The sequence below is a fragment of the Lysinibacillus sp. FSL K6-3209 genome (assembly GCF_037976175.1).
GTDB lineage: Bacteria > Bacillota > Bacilli > Bacillales_A > Planococcaceae > Lysinibacillus > Lysinibacillus sphaericus_D.
In genome coordinates, this window is record NZ_CP150264.1 from 484,745 (window position 1) to 502,507 (window position 17,763).

Sequence of the window (17,763 nt, forward strand, 5' to 3'; positions counted from 1 at the left end):
TGCCTCTGGCTGAAGCCTTGGATTTTACAATGCATGCATGGACTAAAATCCGAATATTATGACGCCGAGAAGAAATGAATTGTAGAAAGGATGATACTCTTGTCTAAAGTACTAAACGCATTTTTAGATGAAAACTTACAAGCCTTACGAGATCAAGGCTTATACAATGAAATTGACGCAGTAGAAGGCGCAAATGGACCCATTATTCAGGTTCGAGGTCAGCATCTCATCAATCTTTCCTCTAATAACTATCTCGGCTTAGCAACAAATGAGCAATTAAAGCAAATTGCTAAAGAAGCAACAGAACAATATGGTGTAGGCGCAGGGGCTGTTCGTACAATTAACGGCACGCTCGATCTACACGTTAAATTAGAAGAAAAGCTCGCTGAATTTAAAGGAACGGAAGCGGCGATTTCCTATCAATCGGGATTCAACTGTAATATGGCGGCAATTTCAGCTGTTATGGATAAAAACGATGCGATTTTATCAGATCAATTAAACCATGCGTCGATTATTGATGGATGTCGCTTATCGCGCGCGAAAATTATTGCGTACAATCACTCGGATATGGAGGATTTACGCTCAAAGGCAAAAGAAGCGACAGAATCAGGTTTGTATAATAAAGTGATGGTCATTACAGATGGCGTATTCTCGATGGATGGGGATATTGCCAAACTGCCTGAAATCGTCGAAATTGCCAAGGAATTTGATTTAATTACGTATGTCGATGATGCACATGGTTCAGGTGTGACAGGCAAAGGCAAAGGTACTGTAAAACATTTCGGACTTGAAAAAGAAATCGACTTCCAAATCGGCACGTTGTCAAAGGCAATTGGCGTAGTCGGTGGTTATGTAGCTGGTAAGAAAAATTTAATTGACTGGTTGAAAGTACGTTCTCGACCATTTTTATTCTCAACTGCGTTACCACCAGGTGATGTTGCGGCCATTACAGCAGCAGTGCAAATGCTTATTGACTCGACAGAGCTACATGATAAGCTATGGGAAAATGGCGATTATTTAAAAGCAGGATTAGCGAAGTTAGGCTTTAATATTGGTGCCTCTGAAACACCGATTACACCATGCATTATTGGGGATGAAAAGCTAACACAGGCATTCTCTCGTCGCTTATTTGAGGAAGGCGTGTATGCAAAATCTATCGTTTTCCCAACTGTACCAAAAGGCACTGGGCGTGTCCGTAATATGCCGACAGCGGCTCATACAAAAGAAATGCTAGACAATGCATTGGCGATTTACGAAAAAGTAGGTCGTGAACTAGGTGTAATTCAATAATAAAGACAGAGCACTATTGTTCAATTTGAACAATAGTGCTTTTTTTCTTGCATTGTTAGTTTTACTGTGAAATTTCGAGATATTGCTCAATATTCATCGTTTTAAACGGAAATTAGATAATGAGGGATAAGCTTATTGTCGAAAGAGATTGACAAATAACATAATTCAAACTATTCTATAAAGCATATTAGAATAGTAGGTTTTTAGATATTGAATAATTGAGTAAGGAGAACAATATGCTCGAATTTCGTAATGTATCCAAAGTTTATAGCGCAAAGAAAAAAGAGGTTGTTGGTGTAGATAATGTATCCTTAACAATTAATAGTGGTGATATTTTCGGTATTGTAGGCTATTCGGGGGCGGGGAAAAGTTCCCTCCTGCGTTGTATAAATCTACTAGAACGACCTACTAGTGGTGAAATATTAATAAATGGTAAGGATTTAACGAAGCTATCCCGAAATGAACTGCGTTTAGCCCGTTTAAAAATCGGCATGATATTCCAGCATTTTTATTTAATCAGTCAAAAAACAGTTGGTGAAAATATTGCCTTTGCTTTAAAAGCAGCGAGTATGCCAGCCAATGAGATTCCTGCTCGAGTGGATGAGCTACTAGAGATGGTTGGTTTAGCAGAAAAACGAGATGTTTATCCTGCACAGCTTAGTGGTGGTCAAAAACAAAGAGTAGGTATTGCCAGAGCTTTAGCAAATAATCCGGCGATGTTGCTATGCGATGAAGCAACATCAGCTCTCGATCCAAAAACGACAGTGTCGATTTTACGATTATTAAAGGAAATAAATAAAAAGTTAGGCATTACAATTGTCCTTATTACACATGAAATGGATGTTGTGAAGGAAATTTGTAATCGTATGGCTGTGATGCAGGACGGAAAAGTGATAGAAGAAGGGGACGTGTATGATATTTTCGCCAGTCCTCAAAAGATATTAACACAGGAGTTTATTAGTAGTGTTGTATCTTTTGATATTCCAAAAACAATTCTAAAAGATGTACGAGGTCAAATCGTTAAAATTTTATTCAAAGGAAATGTTGCAGGTGAAGGGGTTATATCAGATACGATGCAACGTTTTGAGGTAAAAGGGAATTTCCTTCATGGCACAATCGAGTACATTCAAGAGCGACCACTGGGTATTTTTTTAATGGAGCTACAAGGTGAGGACAGCGAGTTAGCGAAAGCTAGTGCCTATATGACCGAACGTGGTGCGATTGTGGAGGTGGTTTTGCATGTTTGATGTTACACATTTTATAGATATGGTTCCAGATTTATTAAAGGCCTTTCAAGAAACCATTATTATGATTGGTATTTCCTTATCTGTGTCGATTGTATTAGGTCTACCACTGGGTATTTTATTATTCGTTACGGATAAGGGATTGTTTTGGGAAAATCGATTGATTAAAAGCGTATTTGGCTTTGCGGTGAACTTAATTCGTTCGATTCCATACATCATTTTATTGGTTGCTTTATTCCCGTTGACGAAGTTGCTTGTTGGACAAACAATTGGACCCATTGCAGCGAGTGTTTCATTATCGGTTGCAGCCATTCCGTTTTTTGCACGTTTAGTGGAAACGTCGTTACGAGAAATTGATAAAGGGGTAATAGAAGCATCTATTGCAGTAGGAGCAACGCCGTGGATGATAATTAAGGATGTCTTAATTCCTGAAGCAAAATCAAGCATCATCCAAGCAGTGACAGTTACGGTAATTAGTTTAGTAGCTTTCTCTGCAATGGCAGGTGTAGTAGGTGGTGGTGGTATTGGTGATTTAGCCATTCGATTCGGCTACTACCGTTATGATAATACAATTATGATTGCTACCGTTGCGATACTTATTTTGCTCGTGCAAGCGATACAAATTGCTGGTGACTGGTTTGCAAAATCAATTGATAAAAGATAAAAAGAGGAGAGAAAGATAAGATGAAAAAATCGTTATTAGCATTTTTGACGATCATCCTTGCTGTTGTGTTAGCAGCATGTGGCGCAAGCGACAAAGGAGCAGAGTCAAAAAAAGGTTCAGATGCAGCAGGGGAAAGCAAATCGATTAAATTAGGTGCAACAGCAGGTCCTTATAGTGATATGTTGAAAAAAGCGATTATTCCACAGCTTGAAGAAAAGGGTTATGAAGTAGAATTAGTAGAATTCAGTGATTATGTACAACCGAACAAAGCTTTAGATAATGGGGATATTGATGCAAACTTATTCCAGCATACAATTTACTTAGAAAACTTTGAAGAACAGAACAATATGGATTTAGAACCATTAATTATTGTGCCGACAGCGCCGATGGGCTTCTTCTCAAACAAATATAAATCTATTGATGAAATTCCAAATGGCGCGACAGTGGCAATTGCCAATGACCCTTCTAATGCAGCACGTACATTGTTATCATTGCAAGAACAAGGCTTAATCGAGATTGATCCTAAAATCGAAGAATTAAAAGCATCAGAAAAAGATGTTGTGAAAAATGACAAAAATTTAGTATTCCAACCGATTGAGGCGGCAGCACTTCCACGTACAGTAGAAAGTGTTGATTTAGCAGGAGTTCCTGGTAACTTTGCTTTAGCGGCTGGATTAGATTTACTAGATGCTGTATTTTTAGAAAATATGCCTGACCAATTCCGCAACGTTATCGCGGTAAAGGCAGAAAATAAAGATTCGCAATTATCAAAGGATCTAGTTGAAATTGTAGAATCAGCTAAATTTGAAGAAGTGATTGATGCAGACTTCAAAGGCTTTGGAAAACCAGAGTGGATGAAAAATCGTAAATAAAGATGAAACAAGAAGCACTCGCCATATGGCGGGTGCTTCTTGTACTGTGGAATTATTGTTTAAAAAGGTTAAGTTTTTCTATACGGCTAATTGCTTCGCGTAAGCGTTCCTCACTTACAAGTAAACCGATGCGTACATAGCCTTCGCCAAAATGGCCGAAGCCGTTGCCAGCCGCTACTGCAATATCCGCTTTATCGAGCAATACATCGGCAAATTGCTCACTCGTATAGCCTAATGGAACAGGGAGCCATGCAAAAAACGAGCCTTTTGGCGCTGTTACTTGCCAACCGATGCGCTGTGCTTCTTCGATTAATACGTTACGACGTCGCTCATATGTCGCACTAAGCTCTTGCGCACAAGTTTGTGAAGAGGTTAAAGCGACAGCGGCTGCCTGTTGAACTGCTGGGAATTGGCTACAGAATAAATGATCTTGAATAAGATTAATCGCTTCGATAATTTGGGCATTACCAACTGCAAAACCGATGCGCCAGCCAGCCATATTATAAGTTTTTGATAATGTATATAGTTCTATGCCAACCTCTTTAGCACCGTCTGCCTGTAAGAAGCTTATGGGTTTATTGCCATCAAAGCCAATAGCACCATAGGCGAAATCGTGTGCAACAATAATCTGATGTTCTTTAGCAAAACGCACAGTTTCTTCAAAAAATTCAAGTGTTGCTGTTCCGCCAGTAGGGTTGTTAGGGTAATTCAAGTAAAGAAGCTTCGCTTTTTCTTTTACTTCATCGGACAATGCATCATAGTCAGGCAAGAAATTATTTTCTGCAAAAAGTGGCATGACATCGTATTGAACGTCTCCTAAGACCACACCAGATAAATAATCTGGATACCCAGGGTCAGGTAATAACATTGTATCACCAGGGTTTAACACAGCCATTGGTAGCTCTACAAGCCCTATTTTCGTACCACCTAAAATCGCAACTTCTGTATCGGGATTGATCGTTACATTGTATTCGCGTTGATAAAAATCTGCAGCAGCTTGCCGTAATTCGGCTATACCACGAAATGGAGAGTATTTATGATGCTGGGGGTTTTCCGCCGCTTCTTGTAGCGCTTTAATAATATGAGGAGGGGTCGGCTGGTCAGGATTGCCCTGCCCAAGATTAATAATGTCGCGCCCTTCTGCTAATGCCGCATTGACCTTTTGCACAAGTGCGGCAAAAAATTGAGTAGGGAGTTGTTGTAGTTTTTTAGATAATTCCATGAATGTTCACCTTTTTCAGAATATAATAATTATTGTAGATATGTTGCAAATACTATTACTTTTTCAACCGATTGTCTAGACCCTATATGGCTAAATAAGTTGCGCTTCACTAAATTGCAGACTAGCAAAGAAGATTCGTTCAAAACTAACGCTGTTTTTATATTAGTAATCTTGCAGTTCATTTACTGTAATAAATGTATAGCCTTTATTTGAAAGGTCTTGTAAAATACCTTCAATTGTTTGACGTACTTTGTCCGCGTCATCATACATTGGATGTAGTAAAATAATCGACCCAGGTTTAATATTTTCTTTTACATCATTTACTTTGTCTGAAACTGTATTGAAATAACTATCGGGTTCGAGATTCCAAGTAATCGTGTCTCGATGCTGTTTATTTAGGTAATAAGGAAGTCCGATTAGTTTTTTGCCATTTGGAGGACGAACATCAATTTCTCCGTTAAACCCAGCATTTCGAATTAATACATCTGTTTTTTCAATCTCTTTTTTGTAGTAAGAAAGGCTCTTAAAAACCATTCGATGATGAGAATAGGTATGATTGCCAATTTGGTGTCCCTCTTTTACAATAATTTTCGTTTCTTCAGGGTACTTTTCGATTTCTTCACCAATCAGAAAAAAGGTCGCTTTGGCATTGTACTTAGCTAATAGGGGCAATATTATGTTGACGTTTTTTGCTGGTCCATCATCAAAAGTTAAAGCGACCACTTTTTGAGTGGTCTCTACTTGTTTAGTTATATTCCCGAATAACTGGTAGGTTCTAGAATTCATTAATTTATAGGTGCCTAGTAATAGAAGAACAACGAATAGGCATACAGACCCGATTAGTAAAGTTTTCTTTTTCATCATACGCCTTTCTTCCATGTAGCAGTTTTGATATAGTGCTTTATTCTATTGGAAAGCCGTATTCCCCTTTATATATAGAAGAAAAGTATTTCACTTCATTACAATGAATTTACTAGTCTATTTTTAGAATAATAGTAGAGCAAAACTAAAAAGAATGGGAAATCCCATCCTTTTAGCGTTGATCTAATTTATCAGATATACGTTTAAGAATTTGCACTTGTTCCTGTTGTACTTTAAGAAATTTAAGGAGAAACCAAATGATAAAAATCACTGGCGCTATGTAGATGAATAAACTTAAAAGAGGTAATAAAGCGAATAATGTACTTCCCATAAATGATGTTACCTTCCTTCGTATAATATCGAGAAAACCTTTCGTTTATGTATATATTAAATATAGCAATAAACATGGTTATTGTCATTAAACGCTAAAAATGGAAGGTTAGTAACAGATATCCGGATTTGATTTTCTTCAACCGTACATAGGTTAAAATATGACATTCTTAGTGAAAGAGGTTCTAGATAAAATTGGAGCTTGTTAGATAGCGGAATCGACCAATTGTGCAAAAAATCTAAATTAGTGCACTTTTAACTGTAGTATAATGAACAGTAGAAAAGCGATAGAATGGTCAGCGCTTTTGGCAATGTTTAAAAGCTATATATACCTCGAATTTAAAAACTATTTTTACACAGGGGGAATGAAAAATGAAAATAGGTTGTATTCAATTAAATGTAGGATTTGGCAAAGTGGAAGAAAATTTTGCAAGGGCTGAAGAAAAGATTCGTGAGGCTGCAACATTAGGTGCAGAAATTATTGTACTTCCAGAAATGTGGAATACAGGTTACGCGCTTGAAAAATTACCTGAGCTTGCAGATGTGGATGGAGAACGAGCGAAAGCATTTCTACAAGGTTTAGCAATGGAACTTGGCGTACATATTGTCGGGGGCTCTGTGGCAACGAAGAAGGGCGATAAATTTTTCAATACGATGTATACGTTTGATAAAGATGGAAAACTGGTTGGCGAATACAGTAAGGCACATTTATTCCGTTTGATGGATGAGCATCTATTTTTAGAAGCAGGCGATGAAATGAATCGCTTTGCACTAGGAGATATTGAAGCGGCAGGCGTTATTTGCTATGATATTCGCTTCCCAGAATGGTTGAGAGCGCACGCATTAACAGGCGCAAAGGTGTTATTCGTGCCAGCCCAATGGCCAACACCACGTATTGACCATTGGAAAACATTATTACAGGCACGTGCGATTGAAAATCAATGCTTCGTCATTGCAGTTAACCGTATTGCCAACAAAGTAGAAAACTTCAATGGGCAATCTATGGTGATTCAACCTTGGGGAGAAGTGTTATGGGTTGGAGCAGACGATGAAGAAGTAGCAGTTATTGATGTTGATTTTTCAATTGTCGATGAAGTGCGCGGCAGAATTCCAGTGTACGATGACCGCAGACCAGGATTGTATAGCATGTGCCAGTCACCGAAACAATTCTGAAAATTTACAAAAATCCCATGGGAACGCGTGTAACGTAAGCTGCAACATGCCTGCGTGTGGTGCCAGTCACCCGAACAATTCTGACTAATTTCACTTTTTATCTTCAATTAACGAATGGGCTAGAAGCATAAACTCAAGTGTAATCCGATTGTGCCCTTTCATGAAATTTTCTCCTAGCAAATTTTCAAGCTTCTTTAGGCGATGATAGAGTGTTTGTCGCACGATAAACAATTGATTTGCTGTTTGTTGTTTCGAGCCATTCGTTTGTAAGTAGACTTGCAATGTTTCTAACAGCTTGCTGTTGTATTTTTTATCATATTCAATCACAGGCTGTAAATAATCCTGAATGACTTCTTGCAAGTCTACTTGCATTTGTAATTTATAAATTAGGTAATATAAATGTAAGTCATCATAAAAAAATGATGTCGTTTGAACTTTGCGACAAATATATAATGTTTCCAAAGCTGTTTGATAACTCTTCGGAATTTCCTCGACATCCCCCACAATCTTACCAATAGCTAGTTGATAGCCCTGTGCTTGCTGCTTTTTATAAAAATCCGTTGTCTGGAGCGTAGAAAAGAGCGAATTTAATAAATCACGACTCGCTTTACAATCTTTAGTGTGGAGTAAGATAAATACAACATAGCTCTTTCGCTCGAACAGAAAGGGGACAAAACCATTCTGTTCAAATAAATTTCTATAGTAAAGTTTGCTATAAACAATATCCTCCTGACCTTTCATCATTGTATAAGGCGACGATAAAATAAAGACAGCATTACTAGAGTGCGTAAAGTTAGCATGATGGGATACGATAAATTTATAGATTTCTTCTTTCGTCAGCTTGTGATCAATCCAATCCGCTAAAATAGTGGCATCCTCAATATCTCTTTTCTCTTCTATATAAAACTCACGCATTAAAAGCTGGGCGAGCGCCGTTGCTGTGCGGTCTAAAATGAGTAATTCAAATTCAGAAAATAATCCATCCGTTCGATAAAGGGTCAAATCGGCATAATGCTGATCGACAATAAAAATAGGTGCATGTTTAAATTGTGGTGCTGATTGTGGCAACGTTAATAATTGCTGTCGTTTCGCTAGAGGCATGTTTGGGAAAAAGATAGCATCTCGGTCTTTAATGGAAAAAATGATTTGTGTACGTAATGTATGATGAATGGTTTGCAAAATGTCATCAGTGTTTTGTCCAAGAAGGGCATTTTTGTTTAACGTTTGTGCGTAATTTTCTAATGAGGAAATCATGAAATATTGTTGATTCATAATTTGGCTATGTAAATCCTGTGTAATCCGAACAAAGGGCACTGTCTCATGAAATACAATGATTGGAAAGTCATGGCGATTAGCCAGTGATTGTATAGCTTCAGGTATTGCCTGTAAGTAAGTGCCGTATTCTATGCACAGTGCTGCACAATTTTTTTTAATTAACATCTCGACGAAAAAGATAAAGTCCTCAAGATGATGCTGTAAACTAATCCCCGTCGTCAAAATTAATTCGTCCCCTGCTAAGAAATTATCCACTTGCACAATTTCAATAACATGTGCCCACTTAACAATGCGTAATAATCCGTCTTTTCCTGCAATGACCTCTGCACTTTGAAAGTGTTCATTTTTTAATACATCCTTCACTTGAAGTTTAAATTGACTCATCGTAGCCCTCCACTCAAAGTACTGCATGATATAAAAAATAGTAACTTACGACAATTGTGAATATTTAGCTAGTAGTTTACGAAATATCTTCTTTAAAGAAAGTTTATTCTATTTTACATTATGTTAAAAACAAAGTCATAGAATTATACAAGTTGTCTATTCCTTCGTTTTGCTAAAAGTTGTAAAATTTTTTGTAAGAAATAGTGCAATTTTGAAAAAGGGGTGACATCAGGTCGTTTTTTACATTCGCTAGAACAATACAAACTGCTTTAATAATGGAACAACATTATAAATTAAAGGGGTGCATGTAAATGGTTCAAACAAATCTGAAGAGTGACGTATTAAAAAAGGATGAACAGTATGTCTGGCATTCAATGAAGCCTTATAATCCGCAAGCCACTTATGTAGTAGAGAAATCGGATGGGGCAAGAATCGTTGATACGGAAGGTATTGAATACATTGATGCGATGGCAGGTTTATGGTGTGTCAATGCAGGCTATGGACGGAAGGAATTAGCAGATGTTGCACATGAGCAGATGATGAAAAACGCCTATGCACCTCTATCGCAAGGGCATTTACCTGCAGTTGAATTAGCTGAAAAGATTAATCAAATGCTTGGTGGCGATTATGTTATTTTCTTTTCGAATAGTGGTTCTGAAGCAAATGAAACAGCATTTAAAATTGCCCGTCAATACCATCAGCAAAAAGGGCAAAGTGCACGCTATAAAATTGTCTCACGTTATCGGGCTTACCACGGAAGTTCGTTTGGAGCTTTAGCTGCAACGGGGCAAGCAGAACGAAAATATAAATATGAACCGCTAACACCGGGATTTATTCATGTGGCGCCACCAGACCAATATCGAGATCCGGAAAATGATGCAACAGCTTCCGGTGAGCTAGCAAGTGTCAAGGCTGTCGATAAGTTGATGACATGGGAACTTGGCGATACGATTGCTGCGATGATATTAGAACCAATTATTACGGGTGGTGGTGTAATCATGCCACCGGAAAATTACATGAAGGGCATCGAGGCGGTTTGTCAAAAACATGGGGCATTAATGATTGTCGATGAAGTCATTTGTGGATTTGGTCGCACAGGAAAGCCGTTTGGTTTTATGAACTATGGGGTGAAACCTGACATTATCACAATGGCTAAAGGTATTACAAGTGGGTATTTACCATTATCAGCAACGGCAGTGAAACGCGAAATTTATGAGGCGTTTACAGGTTCAGATGCCTACGGTTATTTCCGCCATGTCAATACATTTGGTGGCTCTCCTGTGGCCTGTGCTGTCGCATTGAAGAATATCGAAATTCTAGAGCGGGAAGCATTATTCGAGCGCTCCAAGGTAGTGGGAGCTAGTACACTCCAAACACTTCACCAAGCTTTAAATACACATCCACATGTTGGGGATGTACGTGGCAAAGGCTTATTAATAGGAATTGAATTAGTCGTAGATAAGGAGTCAAAAGAGCCCTTACCAGTGGATAAAGTGAACGCTGTCATTGCTGCATGCAAAGGGCAGGGTGTGATAATCGGGAAAAATGGTGCAACAGTAGCAGGGTTTAACAATGTTCTAACGCTATCCCCACCACTAAATATTGTCCAACATGATTTAGATAAAATAATTGAAGTTGTTATTGAAAATATAAAAAAAATATAATTATGTACAAAGAAAGCTGTCTCTAAAAGTCGCTATCAAGGGCTTTCAGGACAGCTTTTAAAGCATCAGAAAGGCTAGGCGAAGAATGAGTATGCACAACACGCCTCCTGTCAGGTAAAGTAATAAGAAAATTCGCTTCTTTACATGAGTATTCACCGATAAATGCGTCCTCCTAAACTTGTGAGGTTTTAAACATATAGCCGCTATAAGAATTATGGATAACCATAACAATACCCATTAGCATGAAATTTGATAGTAGTGAACTACCTCCGTAACTTAAAAACGGTAACGTTACACCTGTTACAGGTAAAAGTCCAATCGTCATGCCAATATTTTGTGTAATTTGGAATGCTAGTAAACTGGAGATACCCGCACCCATAAGGGTCATAAATGGATCCTTTGCTTCTACTGTAATAAGAACAATACGATAAATTACAAAAAATAATAATGTAATGACAAAGGCTCCACCAACAAATCCTAATTCTTCAGCGATGGCAGAAAAAATAAAATCGGTATGCTTTTCTGGAACATAGACATTATTTTGTAAATAGCCTTTACCAGTAAATTCTCCTGTACCGATGGCCATAAAGCCTTGTCTAGTTTGAAAGGAGGAGTCTGTATATTCATAGGGTTGTAACCACCCGTAAATACGAGAAACTTGATGCCCGGATAACTTACTTAATATTTTTTCTGTAAAAAAATCATTAAATTTTACATAGAGAATAACGATTGCACTAACGATGGTCACAGGAATAGCTGTGAAAATGACGAGTAATTTTGTTTGGATACCTGAAAAGTAAATCATCGGTAATATCATCGCCATATATAACATAACCATGCCTGTATCCGGTTGCTTATATACAGCGAGTGTTGGTGGAAGTGTAATGATGCCAATCATCAATAGCAATCGCATATCTGATAAAAAGGAAGGACGCACATATTTTGCTTGATGGGCGACAATCACTTTACTGACAACAATTAAAAATGCGAACTTCAAAAATTCTGATGGTTGTAACGACCCTAAAAGTGGAATCTGATACCAAGATTTTGCTTCATTTATGGTGCGCGCGATGCTTTCCGGTGCGATAAATAATCCGAATGTTAGCGCTACTATAACCCAATAAAAGGGCCAGCCGATTTTTTTTAGTTGCTCAATATCAAGTGTTGCTACGCCATACATAATTAAAAAGCCCAGACTATAATAGATAAATTGCTTTATGATAAACAGACTAGAATACTGTTCAAACGCTGTACTGCTAGAGTGTACGAAGAGGCAACTAGTAATACCTAGCAACAATAGACTTATTGCTAAACTGCTATCTAATTTCTTTAACTGCAACAGTTAAACACCTCTCTTTCGTATTTGTAAAAATTAGCTATTAATAGTAAACGATAGAATGTAAAGAAGGTTGCGCAAGTTTTTATATTGTGTCGAATTTATTAAATAATGGTATGTTCTGTAATTTCGTTAGAAAATTTTACAAAAACATAACACTAGCTTTATATCTCCATACTATGATTATTGGTAAGAGTTGGAGAAGGAGCCGAAAATAATGCATTTTTTTCGTTATATTAAGGTAAAAGATAAGCTGCTTGTACTCATGATTGTTTGTGTACTATCGAATGTCCTACTAGGTATATTTAGTGTGGATTATTTACGGAAAATGTCATGGCATGCAAGCGAAAGTTATACCGAGGCACTTGTACCGATTGGATGGCTGAATGAGCTTGAGGAAGCGCAACGACACTTGGATTATTTAATGGATTCAGGTGGCGAATATCAAGAGATGACAGCTATTCTAAAAAATATTGAACAGCCTTTAAGCGATTTAGAAAAGATAGTAATCGATAAAAAGATGAATCATCAAGTAAATAAGTATAATTCGGTATTCTCACAGCAGATAGAATTAGTTGAAAGTTATCAGCAGTTAAATACGCAAAAACGTCAGCAGTTTTATGAGCAGTCCTATTTACCGATTAGCCAACAAAGCCATGCCATTTTAGAAGAGACGCAGAGCTATTTAGTTCAAAGAGCAGATGAACAGCAACAAGCGTACCAAAAAGATGTGCAATTTGGTTATTGGTTATTAGGGAGTGTTTGTACATTTGTCGTACTATTAGTTGTTTTCATTGGCTTCATCGCAACGAAGGCTGTTAATGTACCGACACGTCAGTTGAAATCACTATTAAAACGTGCAGAACAAGGTGATTTTACAGCGAATGCGAGCTATGTGGCGCATGATGAACTTGGAGAAGTTGTATTGTCATATAATCAGATGGCAACAGAAGTAAAGCGATTGTTACATACGGTTACAAATAGTGCGCAAGAGGTTGCAGGAATGACGGAAAATCTTCAAGAATCCTCGGAGCGATCTTCTACAGCTACAGTAAAAATAGCAAAGGATGTGCAAAGTATTGCAGATTTGACATCTGCATCTACTAGTAAATTAGCGTCCAATTCTGCTTCATTAGAAGAAGTATTAAACGGTGTACAGATTGTCTTAGAAAAAGTGCAGCTTGTAGAGAGCTTTGCACATGAGACTGCCCGTGAGGCAGAAAGTGGTACAGATATTGTACAGGCGAATTTAACCCAAATTCAAGCTATAAAGCGCGCTGTTGAAAAATCAAATATAGCTATTTTTAAACTAGTGGAAAGAGCCTCTACAATCGACCATATGGTTGAAGTGATTGAAAAAATAACAGCTCAAACCAATCTGCTTGCGCTAAATGCGTCCATCGAAGCGGCGAGAGCTGGTGAACATGGGCAAGGATTTGCGATCGTCGCCAACGAAGTACGTAAACTAGCTGAACAAACAGTACATTCAACTCAAACCATTACGTCTATTGTACAAAATATCCAAACCGATTCTCACTACGCTGTCAAGATGATGGAAGGCGTACTAAGTGCTACAGAAAAGGGTGTAAATGTAACGTCAGAAACAGCAACAAGCTTCGATCAAATTTTAGAAAAGGTCAATATCATTCAGCCATATATTGTAGAAGTATCGACGACAGTACAAGATATAGCTGAACATACAAAGAAGGTTAATGAAGATGCAGGTATGTTAACAGCTCTTTCAGATACGAATGCAGCCTCGACTAAACATGTAGCGAAGTTAACGACAGATCAATTAAATGCTCAGCAACAATTTCATCATACGATTAAAGAATTACGAAAAGTTTCAAAGGTATTACAAATTGCTGTTAAACGTTTTTCAATCTAATGGAACAAGAAAAAAGTTGAACCTCTTTATGATTGTGTAAAGAGGTTCTTTTTTTATGAAAAAAATAGATAATTGTATTTTTGGAAAATACAAATGTATTTTTGTGTTGTGAGACAGCACAAGTTTTATCAAAAATCATATACTGATAATAAGGGATTTCACGTCCTTTATTGAAACTTGTATAGATTGTTGTTGTATTTTTTATATGAACACTTTATAATGAAATGCATCAGAAGTGTTATTAAATCAATGTTTCAGTATAAAATATTGTACTTTTGAGAAGTACAATTGTTCATATGTGGAGGTTTGGAGAAATGGAAAAGATTATGGTTACAGGTGCTCTTGGGCAAATAGGCTCTGAGCTGGTAGAAAAACTTCGTAGTATTTATGGAGAGGACAATGTATTAGCTACCGATATACGAAAGCTTGAACATACAAAGGGGCCATTCGAAGTGCTGGACGTGACGGATGGACAAAGGATGCATGATTTAGCCAAGGATTTCGGTGCAGATACAATGATGCATTTAGCCGCACTATTATCTGCAACTGCAGAAAGAAATCCATTGCTTGCTTGGAATTTAAACATGGGTGGTCTGATGAATGCGTTAGAAGTTTCCCGTGAGTTAAATTTACAATTTTTTACGCCAAGTTCGATCGGTGCATTTGGTCCATCAACACCTAAGGATAATACGCCGCAAGATACATTACAGCGTCCAACAACGATGTATGGTGTAAATAAAGTCGCAGGAGAATTATTATGTGACTATTATTTTAATCGTTTTGGCGTAGATACACGTGGTGTACGCTTCCCAGGTTTGATTTCATACGTAACGCCTCCTGGCGGCGGTACAACGGATTATGCCGTAGAAATCTTCTATGAAGCGATTGAACAAGGGAAGTATACTTCCTATATTCAAGAAGGAACTTACATGGATATGATGTATATGCCAGATGCGTTACAAGCTATTGTCGATTTAATGGAGGCTGATAGTAGTAAACTAATTCATCGCAATGCATTTAATATTACGGCGATGAGTTTTGAACCATCACAAATTGCAGCCGAAATTAAAAAACATTTGCCACAATTCCGAATGGATTATAACGTCGATCCGGTTCGTCAGGCGATTGCGGATAGTTGGCCAAATTCTATCAATGTTGATGCAGCCAAAAATGAATGGGGCTTTAAAGCAGAGTATGATTTAGCAAAAATGACTATTGATATGTTGGAGAAATTAAAAATTAAACTGCAAAAGAAGGCTATTTCATAAAAAAATAAAAGCTTTTTCAAAAGAAAATTAACGCAGGCAAAGAAAAACGAAATTGTTTTTCTTTGCCTGTTTTTTGTTTACATAACACTATTTAAAGAAGAAAAGGGTAGAAAAAGAGAGTATAAAAAAGAAAATTTTTGGAATATATAGCATAATGATTAATTTTCTAATATAATCATATTCAGAATATTAATAGTATTCTGTTAAAGAATACATAGATGTTCTACAAGTGTTTGGGGGAATTCACTTAAAAGAAGGGATGGATGTTATATGATGCAAACACCATTAGTATTAACAAACTTTTTTAAGCGAGCTGAGAGTTACTTCGCTAGAAAGACAATCGTGTCGCGTACAAGTGCACATAAAATTCACCGTTTAACATATGGAGAATGGGCAAAAAGGACGCGTCGTTTAGCAGATGCGCTGACAAAGCTGGGGATGGAAAAGGGGAAGAAGATTGGTTCCTTCGCGTGGAATCAGCATCGCCACTTAGAGGCGTATTTTGCAGTGCCATGTTCTGGTGCCATTTTGCATATGGTGAATATTCGCTTATCCGAAGAGCATTTAATTTATATCATTAACCATGCCGAGGATGAAATTTTAATGATTGATATTGATTTGGTTCCTATCATTGAAAATATCGCAAGTGAGCTAAAAACAGTAAAACACTATATTATTATGACTGATGAAGAGACGTTACCAGGGACAACGTTACCGAATGCTTTATCCTATGAAGAATTATTAGCTGCTGCAGATGAAAACTTCGAATTTCCAGATGATTTAGAGGAAGAAGCACCTGCTGGTATGTGTTATACAAGTGCCACAACAGGAAATCCAAAAGGGGTTGTTTATTCACATCGTGGCTTAGTGTTACACAGTATGATGTTGAGTATGTCTGACTCTATGGGTATTTCAGAGCGCGATGTTGTGATGCCAATTGTACCAATGTTTCATGCAAATGCATGGGGGTTGCCATTTGCAAGTGTCAATGTCGGTGCAACCCAAGTGCTGCCAGGACCTCAATTTACTTCTGATTTGATTTTAGATTTAGTGGAGCAAGAACAGGTGACATTGACTGCGGGTGTGCCGACCATTTGGATTGGTGCACTGCAAGAACAGGAGAAGCGAGAGCGAGATATCAGTTCGCTTCGTGCGATTTGTTGTGGTGGCTCGGCTTCACCAACACGTTTAATTCGCACGTTTGAAGAAAAATACGGCATACCATACATCGTGGTATATGGTATGACAGAGACAACGCCAATCGTTGCGTTATCAAATTATATGTCATGGATGGAAGAATGGCCGATTGAAAAACGTATTGAAGCTCGTGCTACGCAAGGAATGACAATGGCTGGTATTGAGTCAAGCATTATCAACGATCATGGGGAAGTGCCATGGGACGGTGAGACCATGGGTGAATTACGTCTACGTGGTCCGTGGATTTCACACGAGTACTATCGTGATGAGCGCACAAAGGATGCCTATCGAGATGGCTGGTTATTTACGGGAGATATTGCGGTTCGTACGGCTGATGGCTTTATTAAAATTACCGACCGAACTAAAGATTTAATTAAATCTGGTGGTGAGTGGATTTCTTCTGTAGATTTGGAAAATGCATTAATGACGCACGATGCTATTTTCGAAGCAGCAGTTATTGCAATTCCACATGCCAAATGGCAAGAACGGCCACTTGCCTGCGTCGTTTTAAAAGAAGGAATGGCAGCAACAGAAGAAGAATTGCTAGCATTTTTAGAAAGTCAATTTGCGAAATGGTGGGTGCCAGACGATATTGTCTTTTTAGATGAAATCCCAAAAACATCTGTAGGAAAGTTCTTAAAGGCTAAGTTACGTGACAATGTAGCGGAAATCTATCCGAAACTAAATACGCTAGTGTAATAGGAAAAGAGGCTGGGACATAACTAAAAAAATTTAAGGAATAGAGGAAAGCTGTTCATAAATTTTTGCTATATGGAGACCTTAGCTATTCTTGCTTTTGCAATTAAAAAAATTAGAAGTGTTCACTAGTTGTTGGTAGCGAAGGCGGTGACTCCAGCGGGAACAGCACATAATGTTAGACGCAACAGACCGCGCGTAGCGAGGGTTGCGGCTTACGGTGTGCCCGCGGAAAGCACCGCTGTAGCGGACAACAACGGCATAGCAAAAAAGTGTTAGATTGATTGGGTTCAATCTAACACTTTTCTCTTTTGTCCCAGCCTCCTTTGTCTTTTTTATCGATATGATGCGATAGTTGTGGCTTCCGATGTGCCCGCAGAACGCATCTGAATGCAAAAA

Annotated in this window: 13 protein-coding genes; 9 read left to right on the forward strand and 4 right to left on the reverse strand. The window is 38.0% G+C overall.

Features of this window, described 5'->3' with window-relative positions; genetic code table 11:
• Positions 1 to 90: 90 nt before the first annotated feature.
• The 4 genes from MHH88_RS02430 (at position 91) to MHH88_RS02445 (ending at position 4,070) form a co-directional block, all read left to right on the forward strand.
• The gene (locus MHH88_RS02430) at positions 91 to 1,290 is read left to right on the forward strand and encodes a glycine C-acetyltransferase (RefSeq protein WP_339261385.1); all 1,200 of its coding nucleotides are present in this window, start codon (positions 91 to 93) and stop codon (positions 1,288 to 1,290) included.
• A gap of 236 nt (positions 1,291 to 1,526) precedes the next feature.
• Positions 1,527 to 2,537 carry a methionine ABC transporter ATP-binding protein gene (locus tag MHH88_RS02435; RefSeq protein WP_339261387.1) on the forward strand — a complete coding sequence of 337 codons (1,011 nt, stop codon included), beginning with the start codon at positions 1,527 to 1,529 and terminating at the stop codon, positions 2,535 to 2,537.
• Positions 2,530 to 3,198, forward strand: a complete 669-nt coding sequence (locus tag MHH88_RS02440) for a methionine ABC transporter permease (protein ID WP_025218541.1) — start codon at positions 2,530 to 2,532, stop codon at positions 3,196 to 3,198. Before MHH88_RS02435 ends, MHH88_RS02440 begins: the two co-directional genes overlap by 8 nt.
• A gap of 20 nt (positions 3,199 to 3,218) precedes the next feature.
• A complete protein-coding gene (locus MHH88_RS02445) occupies positions 3,219 to 4,070 on the forward strand; it encodes a MetQ/NlpA family ABC transporter substrate-binding protein (protein WP_069512892.1) in 852 nt (283 codons plus the stop codon).
• A 52-nt stretch (positions 4,071 to 4,122) separates the two neighbouring features.
• Here MHH88_RS02445 and MHH88_RS02450 read toward each other — a convergent pair whose 3' ends face one another.
• Positions 4,123 to 5,292 (reverse strand): pyridoxal phosphate-dependent aminotransferase, encoded by a 1,170-nt coding sequence (locus MHH88_RS02450; RefSeq protein WP_339261390.1) that lies wholly within the window; start codon positions 5,290 to 5,292, stop codon positions 4,123 to 4,125.
• Between the two features lie 162 nt (positions 5,293 to 5,454).
• Entirely contained in the window at positions 5,455 to 6,153 is a 699-nt protein-coding gene (locus tag MHH88_RS02455; RefSeq protein ID WP_339262977.1) for a polysaccharide deacetylase family protein, read from the reverse strand.
• A 702-nt stretch (positions 6,154 to 6,855) separates the two neighbouring features.
• Between MHH88_RS02455 and MHH88_RS02460 the strand changes: the two genes are divergently transcribed.
• A complete protein-coding gene (locus MHH88_RS02460; protein ID WP_339261391.1) occupies positions 6,856 to 7,656 on the forward strand; it encodes a carbon-nitrogen family hydrolase in 801 nt (266 codons plus the stop codon).
• A 90-nt stretch (positions 7,657 to 7,746) separates the two neighbouring features.
• Here MHH88_RS02460 and MHH88_RS02465 read toward each other — a convergent pair whose 3' ends face one another.
• Positions 7,747 to 9,315, reverse strand: a complete 1,569-nt coding sequence (locus MHH88_RS02465) for a PucR family transcriptional regulator ligand-binding domain-containing protein (RefSeq protein WP_339261393.1) — start codon at positions 9,313 to 9,315, stop codon at positions 7,747 to 7,749.
• 311 nt (positions 9,316 to 9,626) lie between these two features.
• Between MHH88_RS02465 and MHH88_RS02470 the strand changes: the two genes are divergently transcribed.
• Positions 9,627 to 10,979, forward strand: a complete 1,353-nt coding sequence (locus MHH88_RS02470; protein WP_339261395.1) for an aspartate aminotransferase family protein — start codon at positions 9,627 to 9,629, stop codon at positions 10,977 to 10,979.
• Between the two features lie 172 nt (positions 10,980 to 11,151).
• Here the strand turns inward: MHH88_RS02470 and MHH88_RS02475 are convergent, their stop codons facing one another.
• On the reverse strand, positions 11,152 to 12,318 hold the full coding sequence (locus tag MHH88_RS02475) for an FtsW/RodA/SpoVE family cell cycle protein (RefSeq protein ID WP_256093211.1): 1,167 nt from the start codon (positions 12,316 to 12,318) through the stop codon (positions 11,152 to 11,154).
• Positions 12,319 to 12,532: 214 nt separating this feature from the next.
• On the opposite strand from MHH88_RS02475, the gene MHH88_RS02480 reads away from it, so the two are divergent.
• The 3 genes from MHH88_RS02480 (at position 12,533) to MHH88_RS02490 (ending at position 17,367) form a co-directional block, all read left to right on the forward strand.
• A complete protein-coding gene (locus MHH88_RS02480) occupies positions 12,533 to 14,203 on the forward strand; it encodes a methyl-accepting chemotaxis protein (protein ID WP_339261398.1) in 1,671 nt (556 codons plus the stop codon).
• A 314-nt stretch (positions 14,204 to 14,517) separates the two neighbouring features.
• The gene (locus MHH88_RS02485) at positions 14,518 to 15,471 is read left to right on the forward strand and encodes an L-threonine 3-dehydrogenase (protein ID WP_069512884.1); all 954 of its coding nucleotides are present in this window, start codon (positions 14,518 to 14,520) and stop codon (positions 15,469 to 15,471) included.
• A 270-nt stretch (positions 15,472 to 15,741) separates the two neighbouring features.
• Positions 15,742 to 17,367, forward strand: coding sequence for a long-chain fatty acid--CoA ligase (locus MHH88_RS02490; protein WP_339261400.1), 1,626 nt, complete (start codon positions 15,742 to 15,744; stop codon positions 17,365 to 17,367).
• Positions 17,368 to 17,763: the final 396 nt, after the last annotated feature.